The sequence below is a fragment of the Parapedobacter soli genome, assembly GCF_025460835.1.
GTDB classification, from domain to species: Bacteria; Bacteroidota; Bacteroidia; order Sphingobacteriales; family Sphingobacteriaceae; genus Parapedobacter; species Parapedobacter soli.
Genome location: NZ_JAMXAY010000029.1, coordinates 1 through 17101, shown reverse-complemented (window position 1 = coordinate 17101; position 17101 = coordinate 1). Strand labels below are relative to the sequence as shown.

Sequence of the window (17101 nt, the reverse complement as noted above, 5' to 3'; positions counted from 1 at the left end):
GTCATTTATTGACTAAGGTTATCGTAATACGGATTCTGGGTCAACAGCCGGTTGGCCTTCAGCTCATCGAAGTGAATCGGTAGGTAGTGGCTGTTTTCATTGAGCAATTTCGACCGGATTACCGGCGCCGATCCGCCTTGCACACCGACGAGCACCTGGGTGATCAGGTATTCTTTGTATTCGTATTGGTTGCGCTTGGCTACCCGGAGGATATCGTACCAGCGCTTGGCTTCACCGACAAATTCCTTTGCCCGCTCGTTGAGTACTAGATCCAGCATTTCCAGCTCGGTGGACGCGCCGGGCAACGGAGCGCTGATACCGGCGCGCTGCCGGATACGGTTAACGAGATCCAGTGCTTCGCCATACCATGCCTCGCCTTTCATCACCAAGGCTTCCGCCTTCATCAGGTAGATGTCGGCCATGCGGTAGAGTATCCAGTTCTGGTCGTTTTCGGGTCGTGGAATCGTCGTGTTGGCCTCAGCACCCAGGTATTTCCAAAGCCGCAGGTCGCCGGCCGTGTACGTTGCCCCGGCACCCCGGATGTCTTCGGGCGCGAAGCCGAATTGCTCCACCAACACCGGCGAAATAACCCATTGGTAATTGCTTCCGAACCATGAAATCAGGTCGTTGGTTTGGCTTTGGGCAAAATCAAACTGGAGTTCAAAAATACTCTCATTGGTATTCCCTTCGCTGAAAATGGTAAACCATTGGTTTTGGTTGTTTACCATGCCGTCGAGCAGGCCAATCCAGCCCGATTCGAGGATGGCATCGCACGACGCGATGGCCTGATCGTACTGTTCGGTCCATAGCGACACATCGGCCAACAAGGCATGGATGCTCCATTTGGTGGCCCGGCCTTTGCTTTCCCACTCGGTGGGCCAGGTTTCCTTACTGGCCGGGATTGCTGCCTGCAGATCGGCGACAATCTGCAAATAGATATCGCCCTCGGCCGATTTCTCGACTTCAAACTCCTGCTCATCGCTCATGTAAGGCTCCAGGATAAGCGGCACCTCCCGGAAGTTGCGTACCAGGAAGAAATAGCTCAAGGCCCGGAGGTAATAGGCTTCCGACAGGAAGGAATGCATCACCGGCTCGCTGAAGGAAGGGTCCCGTTCCACCACATCGGGTGCGTACTTGATGACCATGTTGGCCAGGTTAATAATCTCGTAATACTTGCCCCACTTCACGAACTCATTGGAGGGCGTAAGGTCAAACTGTTTCATGCGGAGTACATCCACGAACACAAACCCTCCTAGTGCCAGCCCATTGCCGCGTGCTTCGCCCCAAATCAGCTGGGTTTGCAGGGTTTCGCGCAACCGTACATAGGCTGCGCCCAACACGGCTTCCACTTCTTCGCCGTCTTGCCAGTACAGGTCGCTCACCTGCTCGTTTTCCGGCAAGGTATCCAACCACTTCTCGCATGCGCTCAGGGGTACCAGCGCTATTATCAATACATATATCCAAATTCGTTTCATCGTTGCTGCGGATTAAAAGTCAAACATGATACCCAGTGCATACCGCCTGGGGCGGGGTGTATTCGCGCCGTCGCGGCTCAGCATAAAAATATCGTTGGACAGCGACACTTCCGGGTCCAACCCGGTGTATTTGGTCCAGGTGAAGAGGTCCTGGATGGTCATAAACACGTCGAAGCGTTCGACGCCGTGGCGCTGCAGGAACGTTTTGGGCAGCGAATACCGCAGGGACAGCGATTTGAGCCGTATGAAGGAGGCATCTTCCACGAAACGGTCTGACCCGAGGTAGTTGTAGCCTTGGCCGTACAGCGCTCGCGGAATTTCGGTGTCGTCGCCTTCATGCCGCCAGCGCCGCAGCACCGCTAAGCTTTGGTTGCCCGGCCCGATCATACTTTCCGTGTTCATGCGTGCGGCGTTCACCACTTTGTTTCCGAACCGGCCGTGGAAGAACGACGTAAGCATGAAATCTTTGTAACGTACCGTGAAGCCCCCGCCACCGGTGAACAGCGGCATGGCGTTGCCGAGGTAAACGATGTCGTATTGGTTAATCACGCCATCGCCGTTGATGTCGGCATATTTGGCATCACCGGGATAGACTTGGCGCGGTCCGTTGAACATGTATACGGGTTCACCGTCGATGTCGTAGATGAGGTTACCCTGTAAATCCCGGGCGTAGGTCTCATCCACGTTCTGGTACACGCCGAGGTGCCTGTAACCGTAGAACGAGCCAATGGGGTTACCTTCGACGATGCGGTGGGCGTAGTCGCCGTTTTTAAACTCGTAGTTTTCAAACTGCATGTTATCTGGCAGTTCCACCACTTCATTGCGGTTGCGCGATAGGTTGAAATTGACTTGTACCCGCCAGTCAGTATTGCGCACGATATCGTAATTGAACATCAGCTCCCACCCGCGGTTGTACAGGACACCGGAGTTGTAATATTTCATCGTTCCGAACCCGGACGAACTGGGCATGGTTACATCTTTCTGCAATAGATCGGTGGTCTTGCGGTCGTAGATGTCTACCCCCATAAACAGCCGGTCGTCCAACATGGACACCTCGAAGCCGAAGTTGCTCTGTGTGATGGTTTCCCATTTGAGGTTCTCCAGCTGCATCCGCGTAGGATTGATGGCCGTCATACCCATATATCCGGGCGTTATCGGCTCGAACACGCCGAGGTAAGGCCATGCGCCGCCGGGCGCATTTCCACTCTTGCCCCAGCTGTAGCGGAGCTTCGCCAGTTGGATAAAGCCAAGGTCTTTGATGAATGGCTCATCGCCCAGGTGCCAGGCGGCGCCGAAGGCGGGGAAGCCGGCCCAGCGGTGCTGGTGGCCAAGACTTGAATTGGCCTCCCAACGGTACCCTCCATTTACGATGTATTTCCCTTTGAAAGTATAATGGAAGTTGGAGATGGCCCCCAAGCGACGCTCCAATTGATTGCCGGAGTTCATGGCAACCACCGATCCGCCCGCTGTGGGGTCGGATAGTCCAGATGAGGCGTTCCCAGCCGTCTCGCTGGCGTAGCTGAATCTACGCGACTCGTTGGTTTGGAACAATGCACTCAGGATGAAATGGTGGTCGTCGCCCACGGCCTTATTGTAAATGAATTTATTTTCGGTATTGAGGTGCAGTTCGTCTGAGAGCATGTCAGACCCCCGGTTGAAGTATTCGTTTACCCAAGACACACCGGTAACGGATTGGGGCAGGAATTTCCGGTTCTTGTTTGAACGGGTATCGAAACTTGCCGTACCGGTATATTGCAGGCCGGGAACAACGTCGTATATCAACCGGAAAATAACCCGGGCATTCTCGCCCACCGAGTTGTTGAGCGATTCGTTGACCATGGCCACGGGGTTGTAGATTTTACTCTTTGCCGACGCATCTTCGAAGCCGCCCTGGAAATTGAGCCGTGGCGTGAAATACTCGTCGGTCCAGCGGCCATCGGGCCCGATTACGTAGGGGCTCATGTTGGGCATGCGGGTCATGGCGATTGCCCGTGGTGTTTGCAGGCCACTCATGGACCATGAGCTGTTACGGTTGCTCCGCGAATACGACATATCGGCGACCACCTGCAAGCGGCGGGAGAACTTGTAATTGATGCTGAGCAATGAGTTGTACCGGTTGAAATCGGTGCCGACGGTAGTGCCGATTTCGTTGAGGTAGCCCAGCGACAGTCGGTAGGTAGCTTTCTCGCCGCCTCCGCTCATGGACAGTGAATTATCGATGAAATAGCCCAGTTGGGTCACCTCGTCCATCCATTTGGTGTTTTGGTTGTACTCATTGAAGTATACCCAGTCGGGGTTGAAATTGATTTCGTTGGTGTTATACAGCAGATCCGTATAATTGCTTCCCCCCGAATATCCGAGGTCATTGACGGTATTCCATACGCCGTCCTGAATAAGGCTCACGTACTGGCTGCCATCAAGCAACGGGATGGTGCCCGGCTCGCGCTTCATATCGAGTTTGCTGGAGAACGAAAACCGGGTTTTCCCTGTGCGGCCCCGCTTGGTGGTGAAAATCAATACGCCGTTGGCGCCCTGCGACCCCCAGATGGCAGTAGCCACCGCGTCTTTCAATACTTCGATGGATTCGATATCGGCGGGTGAGATATTAACCATCGCCCCGAAATCCTCGTCGGTAGCCGTGGCAAAATCAAAACCATCCTGGATGGTGGTGGGATACGGCACGCCGTCCACGACAATCAAAGGTTCGGAGTTGGCGTTGAGCGAGGATGTACCGCGGATGCGAATGGAACTCCGCGACCCCGGATCGGCACCGGCTACGATGTCTACGTTGGCCATACGGCCCTGTAGGCCGGCCTCGATGGAAGTAAAAGGCATCAATTCCACCTCTTCCATATTGAACCGCTCGGTAGCCGACACCTGGTTGCGGTATGATATTCCCATGCTATTGATCTGCTGGGGTTGGCGCGCTTCGACGGTTACCTCTTCGAGTTGCTGGTCGGCCAGCGTCAATGTGATATTGAGCGTTCCCTGACCGGTGTACGGCACGCGGCGTGTTTCGTAGCCGATGCACGAAAAAACCACGGTCAAGTCGGACTGACCGGGTACGCCGATCTGGAAAAGCCCGTTGGCGTCGGTAGACGAGCCATTCAGGTTCCGGTTTTCCCGGTTTTCGATGAAAACCGTGGCCCCTGCCAAGGCACTGCCGTCGGAACCCGTTATCTTGCCCCGCAGTATGTCGGACTGCTGCGCAATGGAACAGGTGGTCCATAGCAACAAGAAGCCCAATAAAAGTCTTTTACCTTTCATTCCTATATTTTTTAAACGCATGATAACCGCCAATTAATTTGCTGACAGTAGCCTGTCTATTTGATATATCGCTCCGTCATTGAACGTTTTGGGGAAATCGCTGATGATGTTAGCCACTTGCCCCGATGCATCTCGCAGTTGCAGCCCGTTGCCTTGATCGGTCAACGATAAGACGGAACGTTCGCCTTCTGATATATGCGCGGTACGCCAATCGCCCTGCACCCCGAATCCGGGGAACGGATAGTCGCTGAGGGAGTTTTCATTGATGGGCACGAAGTAGTACTTGAGGTATTCCGCCAGGGCGTCGCTATCGTCGGGGATGATGCCCCCGGTTGTGAGTGCTGCACGGATTGCTTCGTTGGAAGGTGCAAAGAGCAAAAAGCGCTCGCCCAGCAAGAATGATAACTGCGCGCCGCTTGGGAGTAGCCCGGCACGGTTGAGCAATGCGGAAAATTCAGAAAACTCATTCAGTGTACTTGTTGAACTTGTGGCACCTGCAATCGAAAATTTGAGGCTGCCGGGCTCCCGCAGCAGTGCGGCGTCGGTGGCATACACGAGGCCGTTCGTCCAATCGCCGGGAATGGCTCGGACGGGGTGGAAGATGCCCAAGTTGTACGACGCCGGCGAGGCTACACCTTCGTCTGTAACGTACAAGTAGTTAAATGGCATCCGCGTGCGAAACACCTGTTTGCCATCGAACTGCGTGATGCGGCCGGAAGCGATGTGCGTAGACACAAACTGATCCATGGCCCCCTGCCCCATGGGCACCCGGATTCCCTCGGTGTTTTCCACTTCCACGGCTTCGTCGCCGTACCTGAGGGGATGGCCTTCGTTCCAAAAGAGGAAACTCTCGCCATATAATGTGTTTTGCACAACTTCGTCTGACGGAATGAATAAGGTATAGTCTACCACATCGCTCATCAACGGCTGGATGACGTTCGTACTGGCGATCATGTGAAGGAACATTTGATAATCAGGGTTTTGCAACAGCGGACCGGTAACGCTATAAAACATTTTGGGTACCACCACGGTATTCAGGCCATAGAACACGCCATTGGTACCCAGCCCTTTGGCCGATACTTCGGTATAGGGATCGAACACGATCGGGTTTCCGTAGGAACTGGTGATTTTGTCGCCCTGTGCAATCTCATCGGGGAATACGATGTTGCCCTGATAAACGTGGTTGTTGAGCAGCATGGCCAGCGGTAGGAAATTGACCTGATCGATCGACGGATAGTAGTCGGCCCAGTACGACTGGAAGAAATCATTGAGGGCGTCGTTATTCGGCGCAAACACGTTGAATGCTTCGTACGAAAGGGCTGCGAGGTTGGCGTAATCACGCAGTGCACCCTCTCCGTTGTATGACCACTCGGATGCAATCTGGGGTAGCGACCCATGACGTACGATGAACAACGAATCGGCCAAGCCGCTATACTCCGCGGTCGTGGCATCATCGTACCAGAAGTCTATAAAGCGGTCGTAGAGGTCCGTGAACTTCGTGTATGCCGGCTCCCGGCCCAACAAGGCATGCACAGTTTCGACCGGTTCAAGCACCTCGTCTATGACATATAGGTACCCATTGTCGGTTGGAATAGCGTATTCTTCGACGCCCGCGTTCGCGATACGGAATTCGCCCGCGCTTTCATCCCATGTGTTTTGGGGGTAGAAATATTCATAATTGCGCTTGGCATCGATTTCTTTCGTAGCGAAATGAGTTGCTGAAAACACCGGTAAAAAGCGTTCCTTATGGAATACGGTGCGGTCCAACTGGGTTACCGGATCGCGCCACACGGTGACGGTATCGCGGCTCCGGGTGCGGTGTTTGTAAAACAAGCCCGCTTCGTCCGGCACTTCGAAACCAAAGCCGTAAGGTTGGTAATTGTCAAACTTCGCCCGGTCGTACGCATAATAGACCAGGTGGAATCCAATCAATTTCCGCAGCACGTCGATCGGGATGGTCTCTACCGCACCTAAGCCGTGCGCCTGAAGGTAGGCTTGCATGGCTTCATCATTGGGAGCCATTACGGTAGCAACCACTTTACCGGTGAGAACGTCCTTGAATCCGGCCCGCTCAGCAGCTGTTAGAAACAAGCTGAAATTACCGCGTTCTTCAAGCACTTCCCATGCGTTACCCCGTAACCAGTCAGGCCGTTCATAGTGCTGCTCCCAGGGTTGTTTCTCGCATTGCGTAAAACACACCAAAAGCAAACAAGCATAGCAAAATAATCTAATCATCGGTTTATACATAATTCATTAGCGTTAATACTTGGCAACCAGGCTACCATATAGCGCAATAGGTCTTTCCATTCGAAAAAGCGTACCGTGCACAACATTTGCACGAGGCGGGCAACTATGGCCAGTTGGGTAAAAATTATTACATATAATTCGTTTTATCTACTATTATATTCGATTCAGCGTACGTTCAATCGGCCAACATACGCTTCAATTTAATCACTTCGATACCCGCATCGATCACCGAGCCGACACCATGCTTTTCATTCGGCCGGGCCGGTCGGGTGTAGTAAAACTGCAAGTCATCTTTGATTCCTGTCCCAACGCAAATGTCGCTCACCTGTCCATCGGGCTTGATGAAGTGTTCTTTCATCCCCTCCCATCCTTTTAGTGCAACGGAGGCATAATTTTTCCCCAACCAGCCTTCGTTCACCGCTTTGGCAAAGCCTTGCACAAACATGGCCGTGGCGGAGGTCTCCACATAAGAATCCGGCTTATCGAGCAATTGATGCCAAAGGCCATCCTGGTTTTGGTGCCGGGCTAGCCCGATCAACTCCTTCTGCAAATTGCGGATGATAGCTGCCCGATTCGGGTGGTCTTCCGGAAGGCGGTCTAGCAGATGCAATTGGGCGAGTACAATCCAGCCATTGCTACGCCCCCAATGTGCCACTCCGTTTTGGCCCGTGGGTGAATAATAGCAATGGTAATACAGACCGTTGTATGGGTTCCATAAATACTTGTCGAAGTTGAGCACCTGGTTTACGGCATCATCAAAATAACGCGGATTGCCCGTAAATTCAGCCATACGCGCGAGAAAAGGCACACTCATGTAAAGGTCATCTGCCCACAACGTTTTATCTACCGGGAAAGTGCGTACCAACGTTCCATCGGCCAACCGCGCCTGCCCCTCACTGAGCCGTTTTATACCTCGCATGACATAATCGCGGTATGCTTCTTCAGGCTGCAACTTATAGACTTCCAATATGCTGGCGCTCATTGCCCCGAAATCGTCCAGTTCTTCCATGGTCCAAAGCTGGCCGAACGGAAACTGGTGGTGGGGGCGATCATGTTTAAACCGCTGTTGAAACACCGCGTAGTTTGCAAACCCGAAAGCTACATGGTCTTTCGCATACTGTGCGTATCGCTTGTCGCCCGTGAACGCCGCGAGATGAAGCATGGCCATATTGACCACCCCATTGGTATAATGCCATGCACCATAGGTTGTCTGGAATGCCGCTTCAACCCCTTCGGGAATATCGCTGGCCTTGCTATATATGTTTCCTTCTTTGTCGATAAAACCGAACGCTGCCGTATCCAGCACATAATCCGCAACCCGCCGGACAATGTCGATGTCGCAATCCTGTGCGTAGCCCGTCTTAGGTTGAGCCAGCAAAAAGACAGCGACACAGAGTAATTGAAAAAAGACCAGTTTCCGTAAATGACGCGATAGCATTGACCGTAATCTAAAAGTTAAAATCCTCGAAATTATTTACTCAGTTCAATCGGTTTCAACAACCAGTTTATAACAGCGATTAGCTGATGCAATATTACGCGTTTTAAGAAGCGACAGCATCCTGTAGCGTCCTGACCGTGTCATCAAAACACTTAAAACAAAATGCTATATATCAGCGCAATAAAAAGAAAACGATACGCTATTCCCAATTTACGCAATCGATACCGGTATCGATTGCGGAACATGGTGAATTACAGCGAAACCGACTGCGTGTTCTCGGCTACCTACCTGCTGTCATTATTCCCACCCGCCATTTTATACACCTCGGTACCTGCGAGCAGGAAGCACCCTAAACCGTAATCCTCGAAGTCGGGTCTGCTTGTAAACGTTACCGGCTGCCCATCCTTCGGTTCCTTGCCCGTGCCCTGCACGTAGCCCAGGAATCCGTCTTCGTGTAGCGCTTCGCTTGCAAGGGCGTGCCAGGCCTTGGCAACGGCCGGCAGGTACACGTCACGGTCCACCAGCCCCTTGTTCAGTGCCCACGCCATGCCGTAGGCAAAAAGCGCCGTGCCGCTCGTCTCTTTGCCGCCGTAATGGTTGGGGTCGTGCAGGCTCACGTTCCAGAAGCCATCTGCACGTTGCAGCGGCACCAGCGCCGATAACATGGCCTTCAGGTCTTGTTGGTATTCTTCATAATGCGGATCGGTCCGTGGCAACTCCTCCAGCACCCGCACCAATGCGGCAACGACCCATCCGTTCCCGCGCGACCAATAACAATCTTCGCCATTGGGCTCCCGGTACGGCGGTACAAAGTCTTTGTCGCGCCACCACAGTTTATCTTCGGGATTGTAGAGCCCGTTGCCGCCCTCCCGGTATTTGGCATGGCTATACAACGCATACATCTTATCGAAGTACCGTGTATCATCGAAGGTAGCCCCCAGCTTCGTAAATACAGGCATTGCCATCTGGATGGCGTCGATCCAGTCCCAGTCGCCTACGCCCTCACTGTTTACCATCAGGTCGACATTATCCTTGATGTTTTGGATATACACCGGGTTGTTATCGATGCGGTAAAGATCGATATATGTTTGTCCGCAGCATTGGTTGTCGGCATTCCGGGTGATGGGTTGGTATGCTGTGGACCACTGGTGCTTCTCACCCCATTCGACCGCATAGTCATAGTACCGTTTATCGGTATCGATGGCGTACAGTGCCATGAGTCCTTCGTAATACACGGCACGCGTCCAAATGTTGGCGGGCCGCTCCCTGTTGGTCACGATGGTCTTTCCGGGGTCCGGCCACTTTTCCATGAAATATGCATTGGCTCGCCGCAGGTCTCGCAGCACATCGGCCTTTGCAGGCAATTTGTCGCTGCCGTAACCAAGAACGGGCAGTAATGTGGTCAATACGATTGAAAAAACAGGTAACCAGCTTTGCTTGTTCATCTCAGGATTCAATTTATGTCTGTTTTAAGGTTCTGTACTAGATTTCCGGGCAGCGCTGTTAAAAGCATTGGCCACGATTTTCGCATTGATTTCAGCGCCCGCCAAACTCGTATGGGTGTGGTCGTCTTCGAACAAATGAGCTACCCGCTGCTTCCCTATCTCATCGTAATAATCGGCAATCAAGTCGTGCAGTGGAATGAAATCGCAGTGCTCGCGTTCGGCAACCTGACGTGCCCAAAGCGGATAGCCATCCGTACCGCGCTTTACCTCCCCCTCTTCCCACTGGTTTCTGGGAATCGGGGAGCATACGACCGTATACACCCCTTTCGACCGGGCATCCTGTATAAATTTCGACAGGTACCATCCATAGGTATGGACTGTTTCCTCTTGCCGGGTAATGGGATTGAAAATTTCACGGGTATCCTCCCCGATACCGCGTATGGTACCCCGGGCCCGTGCGGTATCATCCAGGGGCCCTCCATCGTTATGGCCAAACTGGATAAGTAGGTAATCGCCGGCCTTCATCTGTGCCAACACCTTTTCCCACAACCCACGGGTTAGGTAGGTCCGCGAACTGGTACCGCCCAAGGCGTGATTGGCTACTGCGACTTCCGTGGTATCGATATAAGCCGGCAACACCGAGCCCCACCCCCATTGGCCGTTACGGCCATCACCTTGGCCATTTTTCACTGTCGAATCGCCAATCAGGTGAATCGTTGGTTTCTGCTGCCTCAGCGAAAACGACAGGAGCGTGAGCGCCACTATGGCAACAAGCGACACCGATACGGTCATGCTAAATTTTGTCGTCATTTTTCTTTTGATTTTTCTGCGTTATTCCCCACCTGAGCCGACGACGGAATACCTTCGTCCAGGTAAAAGCCAGGATTATCAACCAACAAACGCCATGGAACGAACACATCACCTCCTCTGTCCAGCGAGGCCCATAGCAACTGTTTTGTAATTATCCCCAGCATAACTCTGTTTTGTTAATGACAAGATTCACCACAAAACTACCGATTCAACGCAGGGCTGACCCGTAATAAAAAACCAATTTTCGGGTAAAAATGTTCCAGACACAGCCTCTAATACCCCTCATTCTGGGTATAAAAGCCCGGTTTCACGTTCAGCTGAGCCAGCGGTATGGGGTACAAGTACCGCCCGCCTTGCACATTGCTATTATTCGTTCCTTCGGGGTTATTGTAACGATCGAACATGGACGTGATTGCCGATTGCCATTCATTCCAACGGACAAGATCGAACCACCGGATGCCTTCGCCGAGAAATTCGATTTGGCGCTCACGCTTCACAAGGGCAAGTGCTTCCGCAGCATTTGACGCCGTCTCGGGCGAACACCCTGCCCGTTCGCGTATGCGGTTTACGATAGCCATGGCACCATCTACATCTTTCGGCGCTAATATTTCAGCATACATCAGCAGCACATCCTCCAACCGGATGATGGGCAGGTTCACCCCCCAGTCGTAATCATCGACCAGCCCGGCTTCCGCATCAATCGACATCCCCAGCGCGGCAATCTTGCGTTTTGACGGAAGGAGTTTATAAACCATGGTACGTGTAAGTACGTCAACCACACTACCGTCAGCGAGCTCAAGCGGTTCGGTCACATTGGTATAGGCGGGGAAATTAGGTTCGCCGTCAAACCCCGTCAGGATGGAATAGCCATGCCCCCGTGCATCCCGTTGGGTTTCTCCATCAACGGTATAATTTTTATCAAACTCATACATCAGTGATTTCTCGACATAGATATTATTGCCAAATATCCGCCTGCTTGTGTAGGTCGGCGGCAATGCCGGACTTGCCCAGAAGATAGCCGGATTCCCCGTGCCGCCGGTGCGGTATTGTATTGCGAAGATGGAATATTTATTGTAATAGTCTTCTGCGGGCATGAATTGTTTGCGCCATTCGGTACTGTCTGGAGCCCAATATTTATTGCCGTTGCTCTCCGAGAACGCGATGACTTCCCGCAGCTCCGTCTCTGCCAGCGGCAATGCCGATGCCTCGTTGAACGGGAACCCTGCCAGCGTCATGTATACACGTCCAAGCATCGCTTGTGCTGCAATACGGTCAGCACGGCCACTGCCGGCAATGGAACTATTGGTGGCATCGACCATATCAGCACCAAGTGGTAAATTAGCTTTCGCTGCTAATAAATCGGGTACAACCACCTGGTCGATGATTTCCTTTGCCGTAGATTGCGGAATTTCTTTTACTTCGGCCGGCTTCATCGGCCTGTCAATCAACGGCACGTTACCGAATAACCTGGCCAGCTCAAAATATGCCCACCCTCTTAGAAAATGGGCCTCGCCCAAAAACTGTGCTTTCATCGCATCGTTCGTGCCGAAATCACTTTCGGGTATTTTCTCTATTGCTATATTGGCGTTGTAAATGACCCTATACCACGCGTTCCACGCATTGTTAAAGGTGCTGATATCTTCTCCGGCACGGAAAGTACCGATCTCTGAGAACTCCCGGAGTCCGTTGGTTTGGGGCTCCACCCATGTGTTGTCCGAACGGCATTCCGACATGTATAGGTATTCATCGGTCGCCAAGTCCCTTAGGTTAGCATAAATACCAATAATGCCTTGTTCCGATTGGGTAGGCGTTTGGTAGAAACCATCCGAACCCAGCAGGTCAGTTGGTGGCACATCCAAGAAATCGTTACACGAAGTAGCTGTAAGCACCATGAGTGCCGCTACGGTTAGCTGTTTAATATGAATTTGCATTTTCATTGTATTCCAATTTAGTAGTTAGAACGTAAGATTTACCCCGAACGTGAATATACGGGGTATGGGATACCCACTATAATCCAGTCCAACGGCACTCTGCCCGCCTGGCGAGGCGCTGGAGGCTGTATTCGCCGCTTCGGGCGAATACCCTCCGTAATACTTATCCCATCTGGCCAAGTTTTCAACCGACAAGAATAGTCGTGCATGGGAAATGCGTGACTGTACAATGGGTAGCTTGTACCCTAATGTCAGGTTCTTGACACGTAGGTAATCTGAAGAATACAACCAGCGGGAATCCAATGTCGTACCCGTTGTGGTGCTCAGCAGGTAGGGAACGTGGCCGTTCCCCGGTTCGTCTTCCGACCACCATGCATCCCGCCAATGGCCCATTACGTTGCTACTTGCTCCCATGCTTGGACGGTCAATGGCACGCCCAATCACCCCAAATATTTTACCGCCTGTTTGTGCAGTGAGCAAGATCGACAAGTCAAAATTTTTATAGGCGAATGTATTGCTCATCCCATATACCATTGTCGGTGTAGGGTTACCCAAAAAGTCGCGATCGCCCTCTTTCGTGAAAACACCATCGCCGTTCACGTCGCGATAGCGGATGTCTCCCGGGAAAATGGTTTTCCCCTCAAAGGTAACAGGTGCCCCGCCGTGAGCTGCACTGAAGTCGTCGATTTCCTGTTGCGTGGTCCAGACCCCTACGGCGTCATACATGTAGAAGGTATTGATGGGGCGGCCAACCATCAAGACGTTGGATGAATTACTGCCATCAAAGCCCGAATAAATCGGGGTATCATCCACACCCAGTGCGACGACGTTGTTTTTGTTATAAGAAAGGTTAAATGCGGTGTTCCACTTGAAGTCTCCAGTGAAGTTACTGGTGTTCAGCTCAATTTCAAAGCCTTTGTTGTGAATGGTACCCAGGTTATCCCATACGCTTGTGAACCCAGAAGCCCCCATGGTAGGAACTTGATACAGCAGGTCTTCGGTTGTCTTGGTGTACCAATCCAATGACAGTTGGATACGATTCTGTACAAAACCTAAGTCGATGGCAAGATCAGTACTGTGGGTTTTCTCCCAACCGAGGTCGGGGTTGCCGAGTGAGTTAGCACTGTAGCCTGCCTCGCCCGCGTATATGGCTGCGGTAAGTGAGGGGTAAGCTGCTGTATAGCTGATCGCATTATTACCCGTGGCACCATAACTCGCCCTGAGTTTCAGCAAACTCCACCACGAAAGATCAAAGTCTTTGAAAAAGTTTTCGTTAGAAATCACCCATCCACCGGAAATCGCCGGGAAGATACCCCATTTGTTGTCGGCTCCGAAAACCGAACCGCCATCGTAGCGTAGACTACCCGAGAGCAGGTATCGGTCATTGAAATTATAAGATAACCGGCCGAATACCGACGCGAGCTTGTTTGGAGTCAACTGCCGTACCGTTGAAGCACCCACGGCCACTTTCGACCCATCGAACGAATAGACAATCGCGTCGTTGGGGAACGGTCTGTTAAAGGATTGGTTGGTACCGAAACCGATGTTACTCTGTTCTGCTGACGTACCTACCATAGCACTGATAGCATGTTTGCCGAACGTGCGATCATAATTTACGAGTGCTTGGAGCAATGAACTCCATTCGCGCTCGGTATTGTGACTCCCGGATGAATTCACCCCATCACCCTGCGCCCAGTTACCACTGGTACTGGAAAACGTGTAAGTCGCTCCCTCTATATCATAGTAGTTGGCCGAGGCAGACAATTCTACCTGTAACCCTTCAAGCGGCGTTATCCGCACAAAGGCACTACCCATACCCCGCAGTAGGTCATCATGACGGATGTTGGTGTCCATGAAATAGGTTGGGCTGGATGCGCTTCCGGCCCAGTCATAACGTACATTCGGTTTTACATTAGTGAGGTAGCCCACACCGGGTCCGGCTACCGGCGTTGATGACAGTACATGGTGCGACCTACTGTCTTTGCCATTGGCCCGCCCTGCACCATCACGGCGGATGTAGGTTGGTGCCAGCGTCAATCCCGCGGAGAGGTAATCATTGATTTTGGACTCTACATTCGTGCGGAAAGAAAATCGATCGTACGACGTGCCTACCGCCATACCTTCCTGGTTCATATACCCGCCGGAGAATACATAGCGCGTATTTTCGGAACCGCCAGCCACATTGATATTGTAATCCTGGATGGCCGCATTCCGGTAAAATTCGTCTTGCCAATCCAATATGCTCAATTCCTCGGGGTTGGGGGTATAAGAATATTTGGAGGAGATGTCATCGCTCAGGTAGTTGAACCAACGTTCGTCGAAAATATAATTAAACCCGCCCGACGTACCTTGGGCTATACCCATATTCTCCAGCCTTTCAGCATTCGAATCGGAAATACTGGCGTCCGTGATACCCCTCGCCCGCACATCGCGTAGGTAAGTCGCATCATTGCTCTTCAAGCGGAACTCCATCCATTCGGTTGCGCTTAATATATCCATTTTTTTCTCCAGCGCCTGGCTGCCATAGTTCGCATTGAATGAAATCTGTGGCTTACCCCGTGTTCCCTTTTTCGTGGTGACAATCACCACTCCGTTCGAGCCACGGGAACCATAGATAGCAGAAGATGCCGCGTCCTTTAACACCTCGATGGAGGCAATGTCCGCCGGATTAATACCGCTCAACGTATTGATGGGCATCCCGTCCACCACATACAACGGATCGGAACTGGCGTTGACAGAAGCAGCGCCACGCACCCGGATCTGCATATCCGCACCGGGCTCGCCCGTGGTGGTACGCACAGCAACACCCGCCAGCTGCCCTTGTAAAGCAGATTCGGCACGGGCCAGCGGCCGGTTTTCAATGGCCCGGGCATCCATCCGGGAAACTGCTGCCGTCAGTGAACTTTTCTTGACGGTTCCATAGCCGATAACCACGGCTTCGTCCAGCGTATGCTCATCTGGTATAAGGGCCACGTTAATCGTTGTTTGCCCGCCCACGGCAATGGTTTGGGTGGCATATCCCAAGTAACTGACGGTTAGCCTTGCACTTTCCGGTATATTGGTCAATGTGAAACCACCGTTTTCATCCGATACAGCGCTGATTGACGTTCCCTCCACGGCTACACTTGCGCCAGCGATGGGTGTTCCGTTTTCATCAATGACCGTTCCTTTGATAGCGGATTGTTGGACAATTCCTGCCGCTGGGTTACCTGCTTGGGCCACGATTGGCGACCCGCCTGCAAACCCCGCACACAGCAAGGCTAGGAGCAATGGTTTGCTGCAGAACTTTGTTACTGTAATTTGTTCCATCCTGTTAAGATTATTGTTTATATGGTAAATTCGTGCTTATTCTTCTCATGGCCTGGCAAAAGCACCGAAACTATTCTCGCCCTTCAGTTGCAACAGCGTGATATCGGGTAAGGTGCCATCGGGCTTTCGGGGTGCCGACAATTGGGTTTCGTCCAAACTGACAAAATCCGAGTCGGTGAACTGCTGATCAAATGCATTATTTAGCATCAAGCAAGTCGTTTCTACAATACGTGTCAGGTTGGTGCTGCGGCCTTTGAAACTTAAGTTATTAACCAGCACATGGTTACGCCCTGGCACGAAGCTGAGCGTCGTTGCATCGGGGGATGCTTTGGCTGCTGTTTCCATGTGGAAATTGTGGTTGTTTCGGTAAGCCGTATTGTTATACCATAACAGGCCTGCCGCATGGTAATTGGCATCAAATCCCTTCGATTTGTTCCCCACCGCCAAACTGAACCTCACTTCGTTACGCGGTACAGGCACCGGCAGTTCAGAAACCTCTGGGTTCCTTCCATAGCCACCCGCCTTAAAGCCGTTACCATCCCCTCGGGAATGAAAAGCATCGGCTTCACCCTCATACGAATAACCGTTGTAAAACGCCCAGCAGTTCTCTATGATGGTTACCTCGCCGTTATTGATGCAATCAAACCCGTCGTCGCTGTTGTACCATGCGCGGCACCCCCTAAAGATATTCGGCCCATCGCCGGGCGAGCTATAGTGGCTACCGAATCCGTCGACGTTACCACCGTTGGCGCCGCCAGCAGCGTCGCACACCGGATCGTAATTCCGCCATGCATCGCAATTCAGGATGAGGTTGTAGCCACCTGCTCTGGAGAAAAATCCAATCCCCATCCCATCGTGCATCTCAAGGCCTTCGTAAATGTTGTGGCTGCCACTATTGGAAAAACACTCCGATTGCGTATTCCTGTCGGAGATGGTTACCTGCACACCGACTACTTCAATGCCTTTTATGTGCAACCAATCGGCATTTACCCAAAATGCCGATACCCGCTTCCCTTCCGGCTTGATGTTAGAAAAATCAAATTTTGGCTTTTCACCGGGATAGGCGAAATAGTATATCCGTTTATCGGGGGTGCCGCTCTTGGTTAAATGCGTTACGCAAGCATAGGCCCCTTTCAACAGGGATTTCGCTTTTAAAGTTTTAGCACCTTTTCACGGTAT

General features: G+C 52.1%; 10 protein-coding genes. All 10 read right to left on the bottom strand.

Features of this window, described 5'->3' with window-relative positions:
- Positions 1-5 precede the first annotated feature (5 nt).
- Positions 6-1475: a RagB/SusD family nutrient uptake outer membrane protein gene (locus NGM62_RS13165; protein WP_262248593.1), complete on the bottom strand. Its 1470-nt coding sequence runs from the start codon at positions 1473-1475 to the stop codon at positions 6-8.
- Positions 1476-1487: 12 nt separating this feature from the next.
- Entirely contained in the window at positions 1488-4742 is a 3255-nt protein-coding gene (locus NGM62_RS13160; RefSeq protein ID WP_262248592.1) for a SusC/RagA family TonB-linked outer membrane protein, read from the bottom strand.
- A 33-nt stretch (positions 4743-4775) separates the two neighbouring features.
- Positions 4776-6977, bottom strand: coding sequence for a fasciclin domain-containing protein (locus NGM62_RS13155; protein WP_262248591.1), 2202 nt, complete (start codon positions 6975-6977; stop codon positions 4776-4778).
- A gap of 187 nt (positions 6978-7164) precedes the next feature.
- Entirely contained in the window at positions 7165-8367 is a 1203-nt protein-coding gene (locus NGM62_RS13150) for a glycoside hydrolase family 88/105 protein (RefSeq protein ID WP_262248589.1), read from the bottom strand.
- Positions 8368-8711: 344 nt separating this feature from the next.
- Complete coding sequence (locus NGM62_RS13145) at positions 8712-9872, bottom strand: glycoside hydrolase family 88/105 protein (protein ID WP_262248588.1); 1161 nt, start codon at positions 9870-9872, stop codon at positions 8712-8714.
- Between the two features lie 24 nt (positions 9873-9896).
- Positions 9897-10682, bottom strand: coding sequence for a rhamnogalacturonan acetylesterase (locus NGM62_RS13140; protein ID WP_262248587.1), 786 nt, complete (start codon positions 10680-10682; stop codon positions 9897-9899).
- Positions 10679-10846, bottom strand: a complete 168-nt coding sequence (locus NGM62_RS13135) for a hypothetical protein (protein WP_262248586.1) — start codon at positions 10844-10846, stop codon at positions 10679-10681. Before NGM62_RS13135 ends, NGM62_RS13140 begins: the two co-directional genes overlap by 4 nt.
- Positions 10847-10954: 108 nt before the next feature.
- Positions 10955-12619: a RagB/SusD family nutrient uptake outer membrane protein gene (locus NGM62_RS13130; protein WP_262248585.1), complete on the bottom strand. Its 1665-nt coding sequence runs from the start codon at positions 12617-12619 to the stop codon at positions 10955-10957.
- Positions 12620-12637: 18 nt separating this feature from the next.
- Positions 12638-15922: a SusC/RagA family TonB-linked outer membrane protein gene (locus tag NGM62_RS13125; protein WP_262248583.1), complete on the bottom strand. Its 3285-nt coding sequence runs from the start codon at positions 15920-15922 to the stop codon at positions 12638-12640.
- A gap of 45 nt (positions 15923-15967) precedes the next feature.
- Positions 15968-17059, bottom strand: a complete 1092-nt coding sequence (locus tag NGM62_RS13120) for a DUF4990 domain-containing protein (RefSeq protein ID WP_262248581.1) — start codon at positions 17057-17059, stop codon at positions 15968-15970.
- Positions 17060-17101: the final 42 nt, after the last annotated feature.

Excerpts from the sequence above, each read along its gene's own strand:
- NGM62_RS13155 (WP_262248591.1), bottom strand. The coding sequence starts at position 6,977 with ATGATTAGATTATTTTGCTATGCTTGTTTGCTTTTGGTGTGTTTTACG.
- NGM62_RS13145 (WP_262248588.1), bottom strand. The coding sequence starts at position 9,872 with ATGAACAAGCAAAGCTGGTTACCTGTTTTTTCAATCGTATTGACCACA.
- NGM62_RS13140 (WP_262248587.1), bottom strand. The coding sequence starts at position 10,682 with ATGACGACAAAATTTAGCATGACCGTATCGGTGTCGCTTGTTGCCATA.
- NGM62_RS13130 (WP_262248585.1), bottom strand. The coding sequence starts at position 12,619 with ATGAAAATGCAAATTCATATTAAACAGCTAACCGTAGCGGCACTCATG.
- NGM62_RS13125 (WP_262248583.1), bottom strand. The coding sequence starts at position 15,922 with ATGGAACAAATTACAGTAACAAAGTTCTGCAGCAAACCATTGCTCCTA.
- NGM62_RS13160 (WP_262248592.1), bottom strand. The coding sequence starts at position 4,742 with ATGAAAGGTAAAAGACTTTTATTGGGCTTCTTGTTGCTATGGACCACC.
- NGM62_RS13165 (WP_262248593.1), bottom strand. The coding sequence starts at position 1,475 with ATGAAACGAATTTGGATATATGTATTGATAATAGCGCTGGTACCCCTG.
- NGM62_RS13135 (WP_262248586.1), bottom strand. The coding sequence starts at position 10,846 with ATGCTGGGGATAATTACAAAACAGTTGCTATGGGCCTCGCTGGACAGA.